This window comes from Planctomycetia bacterium (assembly GCA_015200345.1).
Classification (GTDB): Bacteria; Planctomycetota; Phycisphaerae; order UBA1845; family UTPLA1; genus PLA3.
On sequence record CP054187.1, the window covers coordinates 238,031 to 260,222 of the forward strand.

Genomic DNA, 22,192 nt, shown 5'->3' on the forward strand with positions numbered 1-22,192 from the left:
TCTAAGTGTGCAGTGAGTTCGAAACGAAAAGCAGGGCCGCGCCGTCCACGGCGCAGCGCGTGATGAGTGGCTGAACAGAGGATTCCGGCATCGGACGATCCCAGAACAACGCGAGGGCAGGACTCGCTTCCCGCGCACACCGCTTCTACTCCATGGCATCCTTGCGGATCGCGCGGAATCCACGAGCAACACGCTAGGTATATCGCAGCTTATAGGACCTGTCAAGTCGCTAAGTGCGTTTGTAGCAAACCCCTGCTTCCGAAATGGCTGACGTTCGCTGAATTGTCCGTCATCCATGGCGTCTTTTTCACAACCTTCGTCGTCGTCGAACCCGGCGGCAACGGACTTCCCCATTCCCGCTGAACGGACGATTTCACAGGCAGGTGTCCGCTTGATCCAGCCATCGCACGCCTCGGTTACACTTCGCCGCGCAGGGACCGCTCACCTGCGCACTCGAGCGATTCATGACTGGACAGCGCCATCATCGTGACACTTCAAAGACTGATGCGGCGCAAGCCGCGCCCGCGCAATCGCCGGCCGCGCGATCGCACCGCGAGCCGGCTTCGCACCGCCGCGGGCCTGCTGAACCGCCCAGCAGGATCGCGCCCGCGATGCGTCAGTACCTGGAGCAGAAGGCTCGCGTGCCCGATGCGATCCTCCTGTTTCGCATGGGCGATTTCTACGAAACGTTCTACGACGACGCGAAGACGATCTCGCGCGTTCTGGGCCTGACGCTGACCGCGCGTGAGAAGAACAGCGACTCACCGGTCCCGCTGGCAGGCGTGCCGTATCACGCGCTGGATCGCTACGTGGCGCGCCTCGTGGCCGCCGGTTACCGTGTGGCCATCAGCGAGCAACTTGAAGATGCGAAGCTCGCCAAGGGCGTGGTCAAACGGGACATCGTTCGCATCATCACGCCCGGCACGCTCACCGATGAAGCGTTGCTGGACGCACGGACCGACAACCTGCTTGTCGCGCTGTGTCCGGCCGCCGGCGGCATGAAGCGCGTCGGCCTGGCCTGCGTCGAGCTGGCGAGCGGGCGGTTCTTCGCACAGATGATCGATTCCGCCGACCTGTCTGACGAACTGGCACGTCTGAATCCGGCCGAACTGCTGATCCCCGAGTCATCGATGGGAGAAACAGCCGACAGCGCGTGTGAACTCTGGCAGTCGATCCCAGACGTGCCGCGCTGTCCAACCACCTCCCGCCCCATTCACGCGTTTGATCCCCATCTGGCACGGGAACGATTGCACCGCCAGTTCGGCGTCACGACGCTCGAAGGACTGGGATTTGATCGCTTCGATGAATCGCTTTGTGCCGCCGGCGCGCTGCTGGATTATCTGAACGAAACGCAGAAGTCCGCGCTGGCGCACATCAGGCGCCTCGCCCCCCGGTCGACCGAGCGGCACATGATGATCGACCAGTTCACGCTCCGCTCGCTCGAGATCGAGCGAACGCTGCGGGATGGCGCACGCGAGGGTTCGTTGCTTGGTGCACTCGACGCAACGTGCAATCCGATGGGCGCTCGGCGCCTGCGGCAATGGTTGTGTTATCCACTGACCGGCGTTGCCGAGATTCATCGACGACAGGATGCCGTGGCGGCTTTGGTCGATCAGCCCGACCGGCTCGCGGCCCTGCGCAACCTGATTGTCGAGATCAGCGACCTGGAGCGGATCGCCGCGCGACTCGGCGTGCGCCGGGTCAGCCCGCGCGATCTGCTCAATCTGGGTCGTTCCCTTGAGCGCTGCGCCGAGGCCAAACGACTGATCGGCGACTCGATTCGCGAGAGTGCCGACGACCTGCTGGGCCATATTGCGCAACGGCTGGGCGGCCATGATGATTTGGCGCGCGCGCTTACCTCGGCCTTACGAGACGATGCGCCAATGGTGGCGCGGGACGGCGGGTTTATCACCGAAGGTTACGACGCGGAACTGGATCGCCTGCGTCAGATCAGCATCGCGGGCGATCAGTATTTGGCCGAGTATCAGGCGCGCGAGGCGCAGCGCACGGGGATCCCGAACCTCAAAGTAGGCTACAACTCGGTATTCGGATATTACATCGAGATCACGCATCAACACCGTGACAACGTGCCGCCCGAGTACGTGCGGAAGCAGACCGTTCGCAACGCCGAGCGGTACATCACTGACGAACTCAAGAAGCACGAAATCGAAGTTCTCGGCGCGGCGGAGCGTGCCCAGGCACGGGAGCTGGAACTGTTTGAGCGGCTTTGCGCACGGGCGGCGGAGCGGTTGACCAGCCTGCAAGAAACGGCTGACGCCGTGGCGACGCTGGATGTCATCGCCAGTTTCGCGGAAACCGCGCGGCGGCGCGGTTACGTGCGGCCCGAATTCACGGAAATCGGCGATGATCTCCTCGAGATACAAGATGGGCGCCACCCGGTGCTGGATGTCACGCTGGCCGAGCGATTCGTGCCGAATGATTGTCGTCTTCGCGCGGACGGTGATCGGCTGATCCTGTTGACCGGTCCGAACATGGCGGGCAAGTCAACGTACATTCGCCAGATCGCGCTGCTCACATTGCTCGCGCACACGGGCAGCTTCGTGCCTGCGAAGGTCATGCGACTGACGCCGGTCGATCGCCTCTTCGCTCGGGTCGGGGCGAGCGACGAGCTGACGCGCGGACAGTCGACGTTCATGGTGGAGATGGTCGAGGCGGCGCGCATCCTCAACACGGCAACGCGACGCTCGCTGGTCATCCTCGACGAGATCGGGCGCGGCACGAGCACCTACGACGGTCTCGCCATCGCCTGGGCCATCACGGAACACCTCGCGCGCACGACGCGCTGCCGAACGTTGTTCGCAACGCATTATCACGAACTGACGGACCTCGCCGGGGAGTTGCCCGGCGTGGCGAATTTCAACGTCGCGGTGCGGGAGGAACTGCGACCCGGTGGCGCGGGGCGCGGCATCGTCTTCCTCCATCGCATCCTGCCAGGCCCGACGGATCGCAGCTACGGCGTCCATGTCGCTGCAATGGCCGGTCTGCCGCCATCGGTCGTTCAGCGCAGCGAGGCCATCCTGCACGAGTTGGAAACGCGCCCGATGGGCACAGGCCCGAGGCCCCCGCGCGGCAAATCGGCCGCCGCGCCCAACCAGTTGCTGCTGTTCGAGGCTGTCCCGTCGACGCCCGAATCCTGGCGGCTGGTGGCAGAGCGATTGACGCAGCTTAACCCGGAGGAAATGACCCCGCTGGCGGCCCTGACCGCGTTGGCGGAATTGCGAAAGACCCTTGCGCAAGACGCACCTCCGAGCACCAATCGCTCGTAATCCACGGCCGCATGGCGCGGGTTTACGTTCGACGGACATCGAATAGGATATGCACCGAGAGGGTCGCGATCGCGCGCCGGTTCGGACGCGTGATGCAGGGCGGAGTTCCATGAGACATTGTCTGGCGGCTGGAATCATCGGACTGATCACGCTGGCCGGCTGCGCGGACCCGAAAGAGAAGTTCGGCAAGACGTGGTACATCGACGGAGCCGGCAACTGGGGTTTCGGCGTTCTGGACGTTCCGGTCGGTCTTGAGGAAGCGGGCTACAAGGGGCGCGTGAACAATTACCAGTGGTCGCTGACCTTCAACCCGGCTCTCGATCAGACGCTGCGCTTTATCGCGAAGGGCCGCGGCGAAGTGCTGGGCGCGATCATCACCGATTACCTCAAAAACAACCCTGACGCCGACGCAAACATCATCGCCCTTTCGGCCGGGACGGGCGTAGCCATGTGGGCGGTCGAAGCGGTCAAGCCGCCGCACAAGGTCAACAACGTCATCCTGGTCGGCTCAAGCTTGTCCTGCAATTATGACACTCGTAAGGCACTCGAGAACATGAAAGGCGATATCTACGTTTACTATTCTGCGTCGGACCCGGTCTTGCAGGGGCCGGTGCGCGTGTTGGGCACGATCGACGGCAAGTTTGACGATTCGGCCGGACTCGTGGGCCTGCGCGGACCGGGCAAGTCCAGCGGGCGGATTCACAACATCGGCTGGTCGAGCCGGTATGTTGCGCTCGGCTGGACCGGCGGCCACGCCGACTGCACCAACAAACGTTTCGTCAAGGCGGAACTCTCCAAGTACATCGTGCGGACCGCGCGAAAGGCCCCCGCCACCGTGGTCCAGCCGGAGCCGGTTGAGTCCAAGGAGCCGGTCCAGGAAGAGGCCACGCTCGGTGACGCCGGCCGCCGCTGAATTTGTACGAGTGCGGCGCGACAACGGGAAACGAGTAAAAGGGTACCTACACCACCCCGCACGCCAGCAAGGGCTTCATGAAGCGAACATCAGGAATCGGATTTGGTTTGGTGTTTCTCGTGGTCGCCGCCGCGGGATTCTTCGGATACCGGGCCTACAACGGCGCTGGGCCAGCCTATGAACTTGAACATGCCATTGTCGAATCCGGCCCGGTGCAGATGACGGTCGAAACCAGCGGAACCGTCGAACCGCTTTCCCAGGTCCAAGTCGGCTGCGAGGTCACCGGCAAGATCATCGAAATGCCGGTCGATCATGACCAACCGGTCAAAAAAGACCAAGTCATCTGCCGGATCGATCAGGAACTGGCCGACGCGGACCACCAGCAATCGACCGCCGACCTTGCCCGTGCCCGCAGCGCGCTGGCCGATGCGAAACTGGCTCTGGACGAATTGAAGGCCAATCTTCCGATCGCAACGAGACAAGCGCTGGCGGCAAAGGAAGAAGCCGAGGCGAACATGGTCGACGCGGAATACCAGTGGGAGCGCGTCGACGAACTGTATCGAAACAACAACGCCCCCAAGGCCGAGTGGATCGCGACGAAAGCGAGATTGCTTCGCGCGCAGGCTGCGGTTCACTCCACGGCGGCCGCTCACGAACTGGCCAAACTCAATGAGACGGTCAAAGTGAAGCGTGCCGAACAGGCGATCTCGCAGGCCGAGGCAACGCTGAAGCAGGCCGAGGCGCGGTTCGAGCTGACCAAGACGCGGGTTGAGCGTTGCACGATCAACTCCCCGATAGACGGCATCGTGCTGAAGCGCTATTTCGACCCGGGCACAACGGTCAACGCCGCGTTTCAAACGCCGATCCTCTTTCTCCTCGCCCCCGCGCTCGACGAGATGCGCGTCAGCGCCAAGGTCGGCGAATCGGACATCAGCCACATCCAGGTCGGCCAGAAAGCCCGCTTCACGATCGAGGGCCGCCACCGACAAACATTCGAGGGCATCATCGAAGAGCGCCGCAATCAGCCTGATATCATTAACAACGTCGTGACCTACACCGTCGGTTTTCGGGTGAAAAATGACGAAGCGCGCACCCTGATTCCGGGGCTGACCGTGAACGTCGTGATCGAGATTGTGAACAAGCCCGACGTGCCGCGAATCGCCAACGCCGCGCTCCGCTTCAAGCCTCCGCTGCCGATCGAGGAACGGCAGAAACTCATCGCCGCGATCAAGTGGCCCGATCAGCCCGAACGCGATTCAACCGGCGCAGCGGCGGACTACTGCACCAAGTCCTTCGCGTGGCAGTACGAGGAAAAGTCCCGCAAGTGGCGCGTCGTGCCGCTGTGGGTCGGTGTGACCGACAACGTCATCACGGAGATTCTTAGCGGCGCAAAACCCGGCGAGAACTTCGTCCGCCGATTCACTGAAAAGTCCGGCGGTGGATTTGACCTCAAGGAAGTCCTCAAGCAGGCCCGGCCGGATAATCGCACGCTCTGACGCCTGCCGGTTGCTTCCAGCCGATCAGGTCGAATTACGGATTCCTATCATGCCGTCGCACACGCCCCTTCCTGCCCAGCCGAAATCGACGGTAGACGATTCGGGCGTCAACGTTGTGATTCAGCTTCGCGCTTTGGAAAAGATTTACGATTCCGGGGACAACGCCGTGCATGCGCTGCGCGGCCTGAATGTGGACATCCCCGAGGGGCAATACGTCGCGATCATGGGCGCGAGCGGATCGGGCAAGTCGACCTTGCTGAACGTGCTCGGCGCGCTGGATGTTCCCACGAAAGGCACCTATCGCCTCGCGGGTCAGATCACGAGCAATCTCAATCGCGATGAATTGGCAAAGCTGCGAAATACCTACATCGGCTTCATCTTCCAAAACTTCAATCTGCTGGCGCGCAGCACCGCGCTGGAAAACGTCGAATTGCCAATGGTCTATGCCGGGGTGCAGGCGACGCGACGGCGCGAATCCGCGCTCGCGGCCTTGCGCCGCGTCGACCTCGCGGAACGCATCCATCACTTGCCGTCGCAGCTCTCCGGGGGCCAGCAACAGCGCGTCGCCATCGCCCGATCGCTCGTGAACAACCCGCGCATCATGCTGGCCGACGAGCCGACCGGCAATCTCGACACGCACACCAGCGCCGAAATCATGCGTCTGCTGACGGAACTGCACGAGCGCGAAAAACGCACGATCATCCTCGTCACGCACGACCCGGGCGTCGCGGAATTCGCCGAGCGCGTCATTGTGCTGCGCGACGGTCTTATCATCGCCGATCAGAAGACGCCGCGAATCGGCGGGCCGCCGGTGCCCGATGTTCGCGCGCTCTCGGCGCAGGGGGTGGCGTGATGTTCGCGCTGTGGATCGAATGCTTCAAAATGGGCCTGCGCGAGCTGTGGCGACACAAACTGCGCAGTTTTCTCACCATGATCGGCATGATCATGGGCGTCTCGGTCGTCATCATCTGCGTCAGCGTCGTGCAAGGCGTGAAGGAATCACTCATCGGCGACATCCGTAAAGCCGGGCGGAACATGATTTTCGTCATCAACGAAGAGACGAAAAAAAAGAACGTGCAGCTTGAGACCTCCGGCGTGGCCGTCAGCAACCTGACGCGCGCCGACGTGGAGGCGATTCAGGAGGAATGCGACGCCGTGACGATGGCCTGCGGCACGCAGGGCATCACGACGCAAGTCGTCTCCGAAACCGACAACGCGATGGTGCCGGTGACCGGCGTGCACGCAAATTACACGGCGATTCGCAACTGGGGCATCGACGAGGGCCGCGATCTGGAGCCGTTCGACGTGGCCACCGGGCGCCGGGTGGCGCTGATCGGGCAGACGGCTGCGCGCAATCTGTTCGGCGAGCGCAATCCGCTGAATCAGACGGTTCGAGTCGGGCGCGTGTCGCTCAAGATTGTCGGGATCCTGGCGTCCAAGGGCTACAACCCGCTCGGGATGGATGAGGACGACACGCTGATCGTGCCGTTGCCGATCGTGCTGCGCGACTTGATGGGTATACGCGAACCGGCTGCGATTCTCTGCTCGGCGCGATCGGACGAGGACGTGGAATTGGCGGTGCAACAGATCACCGATCTGCTCCGTCAGCGCCACAAGATCGCCGAAGGGGAATCGAGTGATTTCCGCGTGACGACGCTGAAGGAGAAAGAGGAGCAGGCGCGGCAGATCAGCGATCAGATGACGCTGCTGATGTTCTTCCTGGCGCTGGTGAGCCTCGCGGTCGGCGGCGTGGGCATCATGAACATCATGCTCGTCGCGGTGACCGAGCGGACGCGGGAGATCGGCGTGCGCATGGCGATCGGCGCTTCCACGAAGGCGATCAATCGCCAGTTCCTGGTCGAAGCGGGCGTGATCTCCAGCGCCGGCGGATCGGTCGGTATCATCATCGGCCTGGTCGGCGCGACGTTGATTGCGAACTCCATCGGCGTTGAGCCGCTCATGTCGCCGTGGATCGCGGTGATTGCGTTTGTGTTCAGCGCCGGGGTCGGCGTGGGATTCGGCCTGCTGCCGGCGCGGCGCGCGGCGAATCTGAATCCGATCGAGGCCCTGCGGCACGATTAGTGAACAACGTCTCTCAAGCCGGGCGCCCGGGGTTCCCGGCTTCGGTCTCTCCTCAACGACCTCAAATGTCGCCATTACGACAGCGAGCATCGCACGTCCGGTTTTAGGGTCCGACAATCATCGCCCCTCCCCTTCCGTGCATTGCTTTATGCAAAGCCGAATTGGATGTTTAGTCGAATAGAAGAGTCGGCCCGGCGCGCGCCGCGAAACGCGGCGGTCCGGAATCGACAGGCCGCCGGCGCGCGGACGCCGGCGCGGGGGAAGCGAGCTATGTCTCAATCCTGTTCAACGCCAGCATCATCACGCATCGCTGAACGGCTGCGCAAGGGCCGGCGGCGGCTCGGCCTTGCACGCCGCATGTCGCTTCGTGCGCGGTGCCGTCTGCTGATCGGGCTGCAATTAACCGTCACGTCCTTCGTCGCTTCGCCGGCGCGCGCCGACGGCACGTCTTCGGCCATGATCGGGATCTCACGCTCCGGCCAGAGCACGCCGCGCTCCTCGACCTGGAACGGCTCGGCGTGGACCAGCTCGGCCGCGGCGCTGAACGTGGGAGAGATTCAGGCTTGGATCGTCACGCGCAATTGCCCGACTCGCAATGAAACCGCGATGGCGACGCTCGACTATCAGGACGACCTCAATCTGCAATTTTACAAGAACGGCATCTGGACCCAATTGTTCGAATTGTGTTCCAACACGGGAATCGACAACAGCCGATGTTATGACGTGGCCTACGAACAACTCTCCGGCAGGATGTTGATTGCATTCTGGAATGACTCGACCGATCAACTGATCTATCATACCTATGACGGCACGACGATGTCCGGCGCGAACTCCATCGCCCTGCCTTCGTCTTCGACCGTCCGCTGGGTGCGGCTTGTCCCCAAGCCGGAGAGCAACGAAATCGCCGCGATCATTGAGAACGATTCCAAGAAACTATATGCGATGTTCTGGAACGGCTCCGCCTTTGGCTCCATCACCACGCTGAACACTGAGCTGGATACAGCCAGCAAACAGTGCTTCGACGCCGCCTATGAAACCATCGCAGGACGCCTTCTGGTCGCCTACGCCATCGAGGACAGCAAATCCCCGTGTTATCGCATCTGGAGCGGCTCCTCGTGGACGAGCCAAGCAAGCATGCCGTCGATCGGCGGCAAGGGGCGATGGTTGCGGCTCGAGGCCGATCCGGCGAGCAATCAGATTCTGTTTGGTGCGATCGATAACGAAGAAGATCTGAACGTCAACGTCTGGAACGGTTCGGCCTGGGGCACGAATCAGGAGTTGGAAACCACGGCCTGCTGGAGCCAGTTGCGGGCCTTTGACATCGCCTATGAGGGCGGCGGTACCCGGGCGCTGATCGCCTATGCCGACAGCTGGGACAACCGATTCCGCTACCGGACCTGGAATGGCGCGTCGTGGTCATCAGAGGTATGGGGTCATAACTTGGGCAACACGCCCTGCGTGATTCAACTGCGAACCGGATCGACCACGGGAGAGGTCTTTTTGGCCGTTCATGACAACAGCAGCCGACTTAACGCATGCCGCTGGAACGGCAGCACTTTTTCTTCCAATCAAGTCGTGGAGTCCGACATGTCCAACAGCTGGGGCAAGGAATGCTTCATGATTGCTGCCCCGGCCGCTTTGGGCCTGGTCCCCGCGGAGCTTCCATACGCGCACGATTTCGAGTCGCCCATGGGCGCGGAATGGTCGGACAGCACGCGGTCCTCTGTTTCCACCTATACCAACTACGCCGGACGGCATCATTCCAAACCACTGAAACTGGCCTTGAACACGACGCCGGGCGAAACGTATACCGTCATGTTCGATTTTTACGCCATCGACTCGTGGGACGGCTCGACGTCGAACAACAACTCCGCGCCGGACTATTTCAACATCAGCGCCGGATCAACGCAGATCTTTAGCCACACGCTGACGCATGAGTGGCCGAACACACGCGCCGGGAGTTATCCCTATTCCTACGATCAAATTGGTAACTACGGCTACAATTCGTGGCACAAGGACGCAATCTTTCGCAAGATGCAGGCGACCTTCACCGCAACTGACACAACTACGACGCTAGCGTTTCAAGGTGTGCTGACGGATGAGAACAACGCCGGCGTCGGCGATGAGTCGTGGGGCATCGATAACATCGCCGTGGAGGTTGCGCGTTTTGTGGACGTTTCGTCCGCCACCGGCTTCGCCGTCTCCACTTCGACGGATTTTGATAACTACGGCGGGGGCATGTCCTGGGGCGATTTCGACAACGATGGCGATTTGGACTGCTTCATCAGCGGCAACACGGCACGGCTTCTGAAAAACAACGACGCCGGCGCCTCGTTCACGGCCGTTTCGCTCGGCGATCTGCGCCGACAGGCCGCGATGGTCGACATCGACAACGACGGCGATCTGGACGTGTGGGTCGCCACGACCAACGATTTCAGCACCGAGCGCTGCATGCTGAACAGCGGTTCGGCGTCCTTCACCAGCGGCGGCAATCTTGGTTTCTCCGGCCCCAGCAATAACGAGAATTGTGTCGCGGCCGACGTGAACGCCGACGGCTGGCCCGACGTCGTGATGTTCAGCGAGAATGGAAACTGGATCGGCCATCACACGGGGTCGACGTCGCCGGCGCTGACGGGCACGAACGCATCTTCGTACGGGCTGCACACATCCGGCCAATATGGCAACGGCGATTACGCGAGCGCTGGGGATGTGAACAAGGACGGCCGGTTAGACTTTTTCTATCACTACGGCGGCGGACGATTGTTCTGTTCGAATGGAGACGGAACGTACACGTACAACAACCGGAACATCGGAATCACAACGGGCGAGTCGCTGAAGCTCGGTAGCGCCTGGGGCGATTACGACAACGATGGCGATCTGGACCTGGCCACGGCGCGGATGAGCGAGGCCTGTTCCGGATACCTCTGGCGAAACGATTGCTTCACACCCAACGGTTTCACGGGGAATTTCACGAACGTCACCAGCTCGGCGGGACTGGCGTTGAATACCGTGGTTGATTACGGCCCGGATGACAAACCTGGCACACGGAGCGTTGCCTGGGGCGACTACGACAACGACGGTGATCTGGATCTGTTTATCCTCGGCGCGAAAGGCGCGCACTATCTGTATCAGAATCAGGGCAACGGCACGTTTCAGCGCGTCGCGCATGGCATCAGCACGACGGGAACCTTTATCGACTGCTGCTTCGTGGACTATGACAACGACGGTGATCTTGATCTTGCGCTGACACGCGAGAACGGAACGGCCATGCTGTATCGAAATCGGACCAACAATGCGAGTTACCTCAAGGTGTGTCTGACCGGTCGCGGCGCCGGCGGCACACCGAAGGATGCCATCGGCACGCGCGTGGAACTGTGGAACGCCGCCGGGACGCAGTTGCTCGCGCGGCGCGATATCGGTGTGGCCAGAGGCTACGGCGGCACCGAACCGATCTGGGCACACTTCGGCGGCGTCAATCCTTCGACGGAATATCAGCTAAAGGTCTATTTTGCCACGACGACAACCGTCAAGACGGTGCGTCCGGGGGAGACCTCGACGACCATCGGAACCCGTACCATTCCCCAAATGATCTCCATTTCCGAGTCGTCGCCCGCGACGATTATGAAATGGAAGGAAAACGTGAATAAGCCGGCTCTCTGACCTTCGGACCGATTTACGGCTGTCACAATGTTAACTTCTTGTAAAACAGATAGTTATCGCAAAGCAAGCAGCTTCAAGCCTAGTATCTTGCTGAAATAGCACTATACCGGTACTATCTTTCTCATGGCTGACCACAGAACGGGTCGGCCGGAGGAGCCGTTGCGTGTTTGCGCTCACAAAACGCACCGATTACGCGATCATCGCGCTGGCGCACATGGCGCAGAATCCCGGGGCTGTGCACAACGCGCGAGAAATCGCCGAGCGGTTTCGCGTGCCTCCGGCCCTGCTGATGAACGTGCTGAAAGATTTGTGTCACGGCGAGCTGGTGCGATCGACTCGCGGCGTGAAAGGCGGTTACTCGCTGGCACTGCCGGCAGATCAGATCACGCTGAACGATATTATCCGCGCGGCCGACGGTCCGGTTCGGTTTGTGCAGTGTGCCGGCGAGGAGTCCGGTGACGCGGCCTGCGAGTTGATGGCGACGTGCCCGGTGAGCCGACCGGTGCGAAAAGTGCACGACAAACTGACGGATTTCCTGGCCACCGTGACGCTGGCGCAGATCGCGCACGACCCGGACTACAAAGATCACTGTGTACATTTATCCCTTGAAGGGACGGCTGTTGCCAAAGGAGCGACCCCACGATGAAGCTGCCGATTTACATGGATCACAACGCGACAACGCCCGTGGATCCGCGGGTGCTCGAAGCGATGCTGCCCTACTTCACGACCAAGTTTGGAAACGCGGCTTCGCGCAACCATCCCTTCGGCTGGGAGGCCGAGGAAGGCGTCGAACTGGCCCGCCAGCAGGTGGCCGCGGCGATCAATGCGTCGCCGAAGGAGATCATTTGGACCAGCGGCGCGACCGAGAGCAACAACATCGCGATCAAGGGCGTCGCCCAGATGTATCGCGACAAGGGTAATCACATCATTACCCAGGCCATCGAGCACAAGGCGGTGATCGATCCCGCGAAGTACTTGGAGCAGAACGGGTTTCAGGTCACGTTCCTGGAAGTGGACAAGCACGGCATGGTGCACCCCGAGCAGGTCCGCGAGGCGATGACGGACAAGACGATTCTCGTCTCCATCATGCACGGCAACAACGAGATCGGTACGATCAACCCGATTCGCGAGATTGGGAGGCTGTGCAAGGAAAAGGGCGTGCTGTTTCACACCGACGCGTGTCAGACGTTTGCGAAGCTGCCGATCGACGTGGAGGACTGGGGAATCGATCTGCTGTCGTGTTCGGGACACAAGATTTACGGTCCCAAGGGTGTTGGGGCGTTGTATGTTCGCAGAAAAAAGCCGCGGGTGCGCTGCGAGCCGGTGATCCACGGCGGCGGGCACGAGCGCGGCATGCGCAGCGGCACGCTCAACGTGCCCGGAATCGTCGGCATGGGCAAGGCGGCCGAGTTGTGCGTGCAGAACCAGGAGGAAGAAATCAAGCGGATCAGCGCCCTGCGCGACCGCATGAAGGACGGTCTGTTCAGCCGGCTGGACGAAATTTTTCTGAACGGCCACCCGACGCAGCGGATCCCGAACAATCTGAACGTGAGCTTCCTGTACGTCGAGGGCGAGTCGTTGATGATGGGTTTCCACGAGATCGCCGTGAGCAGCGGGTCGGCGTGCACGAGCGCTTCGCTGGAGCCGAGCTACGTGTTGAAGGCGATCGGCCGGGGCGACGATCTGGCCCACAGCAGCATTCGCTTCTCGCTGGGACGCTTCACGACGGAAGAGGAAGTGGATTACACCGTGGAGCGCGTGTGCGCGACGGTGGAGAAGCTGCGTGAGATGAGCCCGTTGTACGAAATGGCGAAGGAAGGGATCGACTTGAGCAAGGTGCAGTGGGCGGCGCACTAAGTTGACCTTGACTCACGACTACGATGAGAAGCGAATACCAGAAAAAGCAGGAGAACCTGAAATGGCTTACAGCGAGAAGATCGTGGACCACTATGAGAACCCGCGAAACGTGGGGTCTCTGGACAAGAACGACCCGAAGGTCGGCACGGGCATCGTCGGCGCGCCGGAATGCGGCGACGTGATGAAGCTCCAGATCAAGTGCGACGACAACGGCAAGATCATCGACGCCAAGTTCAAGACATTCGGCTGCGGCTCGGCGATCGCGTCCAGCTCACTGGCGACCGAATGGATGAAGGGCAAGACGGTGGACGAGGCGCTTCAGATCAAGAACACAGACATCGTGAAGGAGCTGTCGCTGCCGCCGGTGAAGATTCACTGCAGCGTGCTGGCCGAAGACGCGATCCGCGCGGCGATCAGCGACTACAAGAAGAAGCAGGAGAGCATGGCGGGCGCGACCGCGGCGAGGTAGCGTGGGCGCGCCGGCATGGCCGCCGAAGGGGCGCGCGGTCCAGCCACTCGGTTCGATTTCTTGCGCAATTGGTGCTTTGGAAAAATGGATTCGGTTGCTTGCGCAATCGGATCCTTGGGATAAATGAAACGGGAGTTTGGCGATCATGGTAACGCTGACGGAACGAGCGGCGGCGGAAGTGAAGACAATCATCGACCAGCAGAAGCTGGAGAGCGAGAAGACCTACCTTCGCGTCGGGGTGAAGGGCGGCGGTTGCAGCGGGTTCTCGTACACGCTCGACCTGACCGAGCAGGTGGGCGAGAACGACGAGCAATGGGACGTTCACGGGATCAAAGTGATCTGCGACCCGAAGAGCCAGATTTACCTGGACGGTGTGACCGTGGACTTCAAGGATGAAGTCATGGGCCGCGGGTTTGTCTTCAACAACCCGAACGCGACGCACACCTGCGGCTGCGGCAGCAGCTTCAGCGCGTAGGTCTTGCGCCGGTGAAATCGACTCGGCGAGGCGTGGGTCGCAACGGCGGGCCGCCTGCGGCGGACGCGAGGCGAATGCGATCATGACAGCGACCCCATCCAGCGCGGCGGGCACTTGTGGTGTGTGCGAGCGCCTTCGCAGCGCGCTCCCCCGCGATACGAATTGGAGCGAGCTGCTGTTGCACGTCGAGCGTGCAGACTACTTTGAGATGTTCGGTCTGCGTCGCGCCTACCACATCGATCTCGCGGCGCTTCAAGCCGCCTACATGGCGATCAGTCGAAACATTCATCCCGACCGATACGCCATGGCCAGTCCCGCGGAACAGGCGTTCGCGATGCGTGCTTCGGCAGTTGTCAACCGCGCCTACGAAACGTTGAAAGACGCATTCGCCCGTGCGGAATACCTGCTCGAGTCGGCCGGCGGTCAGAACGCGGCGCAAGACAAGCGCGTGCCGGCGGATCTGCTCGGCCAGATCATGATGATGCGCGAGGAGCTGGAAGAGGCCCGCGCCGCCGGGGATGAGAAGCGAATCCAATCGATACGCGCCGAGGTGCTGGAGCAACGCCGGACCGCTCAATCGACGGTGGCCGAACTATGTCACCGATTGATCGAACAATCGGACGACGTTCGAGACGAACTGCGATTAAGACTGAACGGACTGAAGTATCTGAACAACCTTTTGAGCACGATTGACGCACCGTAACGGCCATGACCGCGACGCAGGACGACCTCATCATCGGCATCGACCTCGGCACGACGTTCAGTCTTGTCGCCTATGCCGATGCGCGCGGGCCGCAGATCATTCGCGACGAAACCGGCGAGGGGCGGTTGCCATCGGTCATCTGCTTCTCACCCGACGGCCGGGCGACGATCGGCTGGGAGGCGCGGCGGCATGCAGTGGAAAACGCGCAAAACACCGTCTACTCCATCAAGCGACTGATGGGCCTGGGAATCAAGGATCTTCAAAAGGAGTTGCCGCACCTGGCTTATCACGTCGTGCCTGGCGAGCGCGACACCATCAAGGTGGAGATCAACGGCCGCCTCCTGACGCCGCAGGAAATTTCGGCATTGATCCTGCGCGAGTTGGCGCAACGCGCCGAGCGACACCTGAAGCGCCCCGTGCGCAAGGCCGTCATCACCGTGCCGGCTTACTTTGATGACGCGCAGCGACAGGCGACGCGCGACGCCGCGACGATCGCCGGACTGGAAGCCGTGCGAATCGTGAACGAGCCGACGGCCGCGGCGCTGGCCTACGGCATCGGCCTGCGCGACGCAACGAGTCCGGCGACCTCCGGCACCGCCCCGCGTAAGACCGGCGGCGCGATATCGATCACGGTCGGCGACAAGTCCAAATGCGTCTGTGGCAACACCGGGGCCGCGCTGGTTTCGAACAAGCCGCACACGATTGCGGTGTACGACCTGGGCGGCGGGACGTTTGACGTCAGTTTGTTGCGTGTCTCGGGTGAGACGTTCGAAGTCATCGCGACGCACGGCGACACGCATCTGGGCGGCGACGATTTCGACCGCACGATCATGGAGCTGGTACAGCGGGAAGTGCGTGAGCAGTTCGGGCTGGACATCGATTCACCGGCGACCAAACAGGCGCTGCGGTCCTTTGCGGAGGAAGTCAAGATCCGCCTGGGCACGGAAACGGCGGCGAAGCTGGAACTGGATCTGGGTGCGAGTCGCGTTTATCGCAGAACCATCGCGCGAGACGAGTTCGAGAAACTGATTGAACCACTCGTTCAGCGGACGATTGCCTCATGCAAACGCGCGCTCGCCGACGGAAAGATGACGGCGAACGAGATTGACGAAGTCGTCATGGTCGGCGGATCAAGCCGCGTGCCGCTCGTGCGACGGCGCGTTCAGGAGTTCTTCGGGCGCACGCTGTACACGGCGCTGAACCCGGACGAAGTCGTGGCGCTGGGGGCCGCGGTTCAGGGGCAGGTGCTCTCCGGCGCGCGGCCCGACACGCTGTTGCTGGACGTCACCCCCCTGTCACTGGGAATCGAGACGATGGGCGGAGCGATGGGCAAGCTCATCCTGCGCAACACGCGTATTCCCTGTCAGGCGTCGGAGCCTTTTACGACCTTCGTCGATGGCCAGACCTCGGTAAAGATCAACGTCCTGCAAGGTGAGCGGGAGCTGGCGGCCGACTGCCGCAGCCTTGGCGTGTTCGAGCTTCGGGGGATTCCGCCGATGCCGGCCGGGATTCCCAAGATCACCGTGAATTTTCTCATCGACGCCAACGGCATTCTGAACGTTTCGGCGCGCGAAGAGCGCAGCGGCGTGGAAGCGTCGATCCAAGTCATCCCCTCGCACGGCCTGACGCGGGAGGAGGTGCGGCGGATCGAGCTGGATTCGGTGCGTTACGCCCGGGAAGACATGACGGCGCATCGCCTTATCGACCTGCGCAATCAGGTGGAGTTCGACACTCACAAGACCGAGCAGACGCTGGCGAAGTTCGGCCATTTGTTGCCGCCCCACGAGCGCGAGACGCTGGAGCAGTCGATCCGGGCGTTGCGCGAAATGGCGGCTTCGACGACCGATTGCGACGCGCTGCATCAGGCGCTGGATCGATTCGGGAAATCAACGGAGCACCTCGCAAACCTGGCGATCACCCAGTCGCTTCGCGAAGTGACCTCAACGAAATAACCTGAACGGAGACGCACATGGGCGGCCAGAATCCCTACATCAAGGACACCGAGATCGCGCTGCCGAAGCAGCCCTACGAGCTGACGATCATCGATGAACAGGGCACGGAACACAGTCTGACCATCGACCCGAAGAAGATCCCCTACGACGATCACGGGCTGCCTGGCTCGATACTCGATATCTGCATGGCGCACGGCATCGAACTGGACCATGCCTGCGGCGGCGTGTGCGCCTGCTCGACGTGCCACATTCATGTTCTGGAAGGTGCGGCTTCGTGCAACGAGGCGTCAGAAGAAGAGGACGACCAGCTTGAAGAGGCATACGACCTGAAGTCCAACAGCCGCCTCGGATGCCAGTGCGTGCCGAACGGAACGATGCCGGTGAAAGTTCGCATTCCGACGTGGAACCGGAACCTGGCGCGCGAGCCGCACGGTGCCGAGGGAATGACGACGAAGGACAAGGAGTAGCGCCAATGCCGCAGAAACTAACCTGGCTGGATTCCGAGGACATCGCCCTGGCCCTGCATGAGAAATTTCCCGACCTCGATCCCCTGACGGTGCGGTTTACGGATCTGCATGACTGGGTCGTGGCACTGCCGGACTTCGGCGACGATCCGCACAAGTCCAATGAAGCCAAGCTCGAAGCGATCCAGATGGCGTGGCTGGAGGAATACAAGGACGCGAAGGACGACGAGTAGCGCGCGATTATATTCTACCAACCCGGTACGGGGCGTTAAGAATGATGACCGGTCATTGATGATCGCTCCCGCGAGGCTTCCCTCCCAGCATTCACGGTCTTGCAGTCTGCGCTTCTTTTTCAAGCCGCCCTTCTCGCTTGACTTCGCCCTTCCGCTTCCAGAATTGCAGATATCCGATCGAATCGGTTGGTTCGTACCAGGCATGAAGCAGCCTTCCCAAGGGGTCGTCGCCGACCGCCCCGCTGAAAAAATCTCCTGCTGCCGTGATCGCCAGCGCCGGCTGCGTCGGTTGCGCCAGGACGTCATCCGCCATGATTGCGCGCAGCCGCGGCGAGACGCCGACGTGCATGAGCAGGTAAAACCGTGTCGCGCTACGGCGCTCCGTGAGAAAGTAAAGCAACCCGCTGTTGCTAAGGTCGAGAATCGTCTCATCCGGTCGGCTATTCGCTTGAATGTAACCACACACCGTTTCAACAAACCTCGTCTCTCCCAGAGGCAAATCACACCCCACGCGCTTGACCCTGCATTGCGTGCGCACGCCGCCGACCATGCTGGGTGACAGCCGCGCCGGCACACGGCTGTTCTCGCCAAGCCCCGTCCAGCGACGCCACGGCCCGCCGACGCCGCCCTCGCCCATTGCCATCAGCATGATCAGACTCGGTGCGATCATCATGATGACACCGATGGACCCGCGTTTCAGGTGCGCCCATCTCCAGTTCGTCTGCGTCCACGACGAGATCGGCAGCAAGACGACCACAGCGAGCATGAGGAACGGCCCAGCCGCGTAAGCGACGTGCCAATCATCGGGTCGACCAAGAACACTGCCCCAGGATGCCAGCGAGGCGAGCGCCATGAGCATCAGGCCGCTTCGCATGGCTGCCGGCCATGAACGTCGACGCCACGCGAACACCGCGACGCCGATCGCCGCGAGGGGGATCGAATAATAAAGCATGACGCATTGAAGGCCAGCATAGACAGTTGGCAAGTCCGGCGCGTCATGGCTCTGCCACGGCCGCGGGTACGTCGCCGGCATGGCTTCTCCGCGCAGGAAGAGTTGCCAGGACACATTCAACCCAAAGTCACCGAGGATATCGTGCCAAACACACCAGAGCATCAGCGGAAGAAAGCCGATCACCGTACCAGCCAGGAAAGAAATCAATCGCTGCGTGATCTCGCGCGGGCGAGGCGCGCTGATCGGTCCGAGGTACGCATCCGCCACGCACCACGTCCCGATCGTCAGCAGCGAGAACAGACCGACGTCCAAGCTGTACGTCGCCGCGAAACTCGTCAGGACACCTGCCTGGAACAACCTGCTCCGTCGCCGGGAATGCAGAAACGCCCCCGCGGCGGCCAGCGCCAGCAGGCCCAGCACATGCCGATCGGTGACTTCAACCCAGCAGAGAAGCAGCAGCGCGGCCGCGACCAATGCCCCCTGCCACCGTCGCGTCAGCGTGGCGACGGCAATGATTGCGGTCACCGTCCCCAGCGGCGGTAGAATCCCGCGGTAAAGAAACGCATTGCTGCCGAGCTTGCGCAGCGCGGCGACGTCCGTGCCGAACCACGCGCACGCCAGAAGCGGTTTGAGAATGTTTTCACCGAGGCCGTGCTGGACGTAGATGTCGCGAAACGGCAGCTTGCCGTCATGCAGGGCGTCGATGTGTGCCAGCCGCTCGCCTTCATGGATGAAGTCCAGTGCGCCGTCGATATCGAGTCGCAGCGCCGCGAAATAGGCCAAAATGCAGATGATCGCAACGCGAAGCGTCATTTGATTGAGCAATCCGGCATCACGCCGGGCGCATGGCGGGCGGCCACAGCGTGCGCAGCGCCGTGAGGATGGTTCGCGTCGCGGCAGATTTGTTCAACGTGTAGAAGTGAATCCCCGGCGCGCCGCGATTGAGGAGGTCCAGGCACTGCGCCGTCGCGTAAGCGACGCCAAGCGACAGGACGGCATCCTCGTCGTCCTTGAGGCGGTCCAGCTCGTTGAGCAACGTTGGGGGAATCGTCGCGCCGCACATTTGCGTGAACCGCCGGACCTGCTCGACGTTGGTAATCGGCATGATGCCCGGAATGATCGGCACGCCGATGCCGATGGCGCGGGCGCGATCGACAAATCTGAAATAATGGCTGTTGTCAAAGAACAACTGCGTGATGAGGAACGCGGCACCGGCTTCCACCTTGTGCTGGAGATTCTCCAGATCGCGATGGAGATCCCGTGCGCCATCCATCCCGACGCATTCAACGTGTCCTTCCGGATAGCAGGCGCCGCCGATGCAGATCTCACGATTCTGCGAGCGGATGAACGCCACCAGCTCGCTCGCAAAACGGAACCCGTCCGCCACCGGTCTGAATTCCGCGTCACCTTTCGGCGGATCGCCGCGCAGCGCCAGGATGTTTCCGATGCCCGCAGTCGCCAACCGATCGATTACCGCGGCCAACTCATCACGCGTCGAGCCAACGCACGTCAAGTGCGCCATGACTTCGACGCCATAATGCCGCTGAATCTCCGAAACCAGTTCGATCGTCCGATCGCGCGTGCTGCCGCCCGCGCCGTACGTCACGGAAATAAACGTGGGCGACAAATCCCGCAGTGCCCGCACCGTCGCGCGCAACTGCTCGAGTCCTCCGTCCGTTTTGGGCGGGAAGAACTCGAACGAAAAACACGGACGGCCGGTCGAAAGTAGTTCGCGGATTCTCATGCAGAGCAGTGGTCCGTTTCCGGTGATGCGTGTTCAAGTCGAGCGCGGAGGCCCGGTCGTTGATCCATCTTCCTTGCCGAAGCGCCAAGGCGTCAGTCACCTTTCTTCCGGGGTTGAGGTGATTCTTTTTCTGCCTTCGTCTTGTCTTTTGCCGATTTCGCGTCGATTCCAGCGGCGGGCTTCGGAGCCTTCAGCGCCGTGCTGACGGCCGAGGTTACTTCGTCGCTCATCGGATCCACGCGCGGCTCAAAGCGGCCGATCACTTTCCCGTCGCGCCCGATCAGAAACTTGTTGAAGTTCCATTTGATTTCACCGCCATGATCGTGCCCGGCGTCCTTCGCCGTGAGGTATTTGAACAGCGGGCAGATGTCCTCACCTTTCACGCTCACCTTCGAGAACATCGGGAACGTCACGTCAAACTTCGACGAACAGAACTCCTTGATCTCCTCGTTCGTGCCCGGTTCCTGCGCGCCGAAGTTGTTCGCCGGGAAGCCGAGGATGACGAACCCTTCATCCTTGTACTGGCGGTAAAGCTCCTCCAGGCCCTTGTATTGCGGCGTCAGTCCGCACTTCGACGCGACGTTGACGATCATCACGACCTGCCCGTAATAGGCTTGGGCGAGGTTGATTTTTTCTCCATCAATGTTCTTGACCTTGAAGTCCAGTGCTGGCGCGTCCACGTGGCCTGCCTCTTTCAATTTCCTCGCAGATTGTTTCTTCGACGTTGATTTCTTCTTCGATTGTGAGTCATTCGGACCCGCCAGCACGGGGTACGAGATTAGGAAGGCCGTTGCGAGTGCTGCCGCCGCGATTACCCTAAGCGTCATGGTGCGATTCTCCGAAAGTCCCGTTACTCCACCGTGCGGGATCCAGCCCGCTATCGAGGGATTCGCTTATTGTAGTAGATTTGATCCGGCAATCCCAGTCGCGTAGACGAACACGGGGAGCGTGTCGCAGGTTCAATGCCCGATTCATCGAGCTTCAACCTTCATGGGAACCGCGCTTGCCTCATAATGCCGCCTGCCGTCGCACGGCACGCTTGGCACGCGCTCGGCGCAGCGATACGCTGTCCGCCATGAACGCCGTCGCGATCATTCCCGCCCGCTATGCTTCCACGCGCTTTCCGGCGAAGGCACTCGCGCGCGAGACCGGCAAGTATTTGATCCAGCATGTGTGCGAACAAGTCGCGCAATGTCGCACCATTCGGCACGTGCTCGTCGCCACCGACGATTCGCGGATCGCCGAGGCGGTACGCTCCTTCGGCGGCGAAGCCGTGATGACGCGTGTGGATCACCCCAGCGGAACCGACCGTGTCGCCGAGGCGGCGGCGACGTTGGATTGCGACATCGTCGTGAACGTGCAGGGCGACGAGCCGGAGATCGAGCCGACGGCGATCGACAAGCTGGTTAGCCTGTTCGAAGACCGACCCGATCTGCCAATCGCCACGCTCGCCTGCCCTTTTCCGGCCGACGGCGATCCGCGCGATCCGAACGCGGTGAAAGTCGTGCTCGCGCAAACCGGCGACGCGCTGTATTTCTCGCGCAGTCTCATTCCATTCCCGCGCGATACCGGAGGCAACCCTTTCGGCGGTGCGCCGTGCTCACCGGGTGCGTCACCCTGGCACCTGCACATCGGCGTGTATGCCTATCGCCGAAGCTTTCTGTTCGAGCTGGCGAACCTACCGCCCACGCCGCTGGAGAAACTGGAGAAGCTTGAACAGCTTCGCGTGCTCGAGAACGGTCATCGCATGGCGGTCGCTGTGGTCGCGCAAGCACCAGTCGGCATCGACACGCCCGAGGACTACGCAGCGTTTGTTAAGCGTTGTCGCAGCGAATGACGCCACCATCCGGCTTCACGCTTTCGCGATGCCGCGTTGAACTAATGCGGGACAAGCGCTACACTTCC

General features: G+C 61.6%; 18 protein-coding genes. 15 read left to right on the plus strand and 3 right to left on the minus strand.

From position 1 onward, the window contains the following. Positions 1 to 611: 611 nt before the first annotated feature. From mutS to iscX, 14 genes are all read left to right on the plus strand, one after another. Complete coding sequence (mutS, locus tag HRU71_01115) at positions 612 to 3,287, plus strand: DNA mismatch repair protein MutS (GenBank protein QOJ02170.1); 2,676 nt, start codon at positions 612 to 614, stop codon at positions 3,285 to 3,287. 109 nt (positions 3,288 to 3,396) lie between these two features. Beyond that, positions 3,397 to 4,200: a hypothetical protein gene (locus HRU71_01120; GenBank protein ID QOJ02171.1), complete on the plus strand. Its 804-nt coding sequence runs from the start codon at positions 3,397 to 3,399 to the stop codon at positions 4,198 to 4,200. Between the two features lie 77 nt (positions 4,201 to 4,277). Next, positions 4,278 to 5,696 carry an efflux RND transporter periplasmic adaptor subunit gene (locus tag HRU71_01125; protein QOJ02172.1) on the plus strand — a complete coding sequence of 473 codons (1,419 nt, stop codon included), beginning with the start codon at positions 4,278 to 4,280 and terminating at the stop codon, positions 5,694 to 5,696. A 49-nt stretch (positions 5,697 to 5,745) separates the two neighbouring features. Then, positions 5,746 to 6,549 carry an ABC transporter ATP-binding protein gene (locus tag HRU71_01130; protein QOJ02173.1) on the plus strand — a complete coding sequence of 268 codons (804 nt, stop codon included), beginning with the start codon at positions 5,746 to 5,748 and terminating at the stop codon, positions 6,547 to 6,549. Further along, entirely contained in the window at positions 6,546 to 7,778 is a 1,233-nt protein-coding gene (locus HRU71_01135) for an ABC transporter permease (GenBank protein ID QOJ02174.1), read from the plus strand. The genes HRU71_01130 and HRU71_01135 overlap by 4 nt, the downstream gene beginning before the upstream one ends. Positions 7,779 to 8,048: 270 nt before the next feature. Continuing rightward, positions 8,049 to 11,438, plus strand: a complete 3,390-nt coding sequence (locus HRU71_01140) for a VCBS repeat-containing protein (GenBank protein ID QOJ02175.1) — start codon at positions 8,049 to 8,051, stop codon at positions 11,436 to 11,438. Between the two features lie 163 nt (positions 11,439 to 11,601). Beyond that, a complete protein-coding gene (locus tag HRU71_01145) occupies positions 11,602 to 12,084 on the plus strand; it encodes an Rrf2 family transcriptional regulator (protein QOJ02176.1) in 483 nt (160 codons plus the stop codon). Beyond that, the gene (locus HRU71_01150; GenBank protein ID QOJ02177.1) at positions 12,081 to 13,295 is read left to right on the plus strand and encodes an IscS subfamily cysteine desulfurase; all 1,215 of its coding nucleotides are present in this window, start codon (positions 12,081 to 12,083) and stop codon (positions 13,293 to 13,295) included. The genes HRU71_01145 and HRU71_01150 overlap by 4 nt, the downstream gene beginning before the upstream one ends. Positions 13,296 to 13,356: 61 nt before the next feature. After that, positions 13,357 to 13,764 carry a Fe-S cluster assembly scaffold IscU gene (iscU, locus tag HRU71_01155; protein QOJ02178.1) on the plus strand — a complete coding sequence of 136 codons (408 nt, stop codon included), beginning with the start codon at positions 13,357 to 13,359 and terminating at the stop codon, positions 13,762 to 13,764. A gap of 142 nt (positions 13,765 to 13,906) precedes the next feature. Beyond that, positions 13,907 to 14,239 carry an iron-sulfur cluster assembly accessory protein gene (locus HRU71_01160; GenBank protein ID QOJ04883.1) on the plus strand — a complete coding sequence of 111 codons (333 nt, stop codon included), beginning with the start codon at positions 13,907 to 13,909 and terminating at the stop codon, positions 14,237 to 14,239. Positions 14,240 to 14,321: 82 nt separating this feature from the next. Continuing rightward, positions 14,322 to 14,942, plus strand: a complete 621-nt coding sequence (gene hscB / locus HRU71_01165) for a Fe-S protein assembly co-chaperone HscB (GenBank protein ID QOJ02179.1) — start codon at positions 14,322 to 14,324, stop codon at positions 14,940 to 14,942. Positions 14,943 to 14,947: 5 nt separating this feature from the next. Continuing rightward, positions 14,948 to 16,894: an Hsp70 family protein gene (locus HRU71_01170; GenBank protein QOJ02180.1), complete on the plus strand. Its 1,947-nt coding sequence runs from the start codon at positions 14,948 to 14,950 to the stop codon at positions 16,892 to 16,894. A gap of 17 nt (positions 16,895 to 16,911) precedes the next feature. Beyond that, positions 16,912 to 17,361, plus strand: coding sequence for a 2Fe-2S iron-sulfur cluster binding domain-containing protein (locus tag HRU71_01175; protein QOJ02181.1), 450 nt, complete (start codon positions 16,912 to 16,914; stop codon positions 17,359 to 17,361). 5 nt (positions 17,362 to 17,366) lie between these two features. Further along, the gene (gene iscX, locus HRU71_01180) at positions 17,367 to 17,591 is read left to right on the plus strand and encodes a Fe-S cluster assembly protein IscX (GenBank protein QOJ02182.1); all 225 of its coding nucleotides are present in this window, start codon (positions 17,367 to 17,369) and stop codon (positions 17,589 to 17,591) included. A 91-nt stretch (positions 17,592 to 17,682) separates the two neighbouring features. On the opposite strand, the gene HRU71_01185 is transcribed toward iscX, so the two are convergent. From HRU71_01185 to HRU71_01195, 3 genes are all read right to left on the minus strand, one after another. Beyond that, complete coding sequence (locus HRU71_01185) at positions 17,683 to 19,356, minus strand: hypothetical protein (GenBank protein QOJ02183.1); 1,674 nt, start codon at positions 19,354 to 19,356, stop codon at positions 17,683 to 17,685. Positions 19,357 to 19,375: 19 nt separating this feature from the next. Further along, on the minus strand, positions 19,376 to 20,287 hold the full coding sequence (gene metF / locus HRU71_01190) for a methylenetetrahydrofolate reductase [NAD(P)H] (GenBank protein QOJ02184.1): 912 nt from the start codon (positions 20,285 to 20,287) through the stop codon (positions 19,376 to 19,378). Between the two features lie 92 nt (positions 20,288 to 20,379). Beyond that, positions 20,380 to 21,114 carry a redoxin domain-containing protein gene (locus HRU71_01195; GenBank protein QOJ02185.1) on the minus strand — a complete coding sequence of 245 codons (735 nt, stop codon included), beginning with the start codon at positions 21,112 to 21,114 and terminating at the stop codon, positions 20,380 to 20,382. Between the two features lie 248 nt (positions 21,115 to 21,362). Here HRU71_01195 and kdsB point away from each other — a divergent pair, with 248 nt between their 5' ends. Beyond that, a complete protein-coding gene (gene kdsB / locus HRU71_01200) occupies positions 21,363 to 22,124 on the plus strand; it encodes a 3-deoxy-manno-octulosonate cytidylyltransferase (protein QOJ02186.1) in 762 nt (253 codons plus the stop codon). Positions 22,125 to 22,192 lie beyond the last annotated feature (68 nt).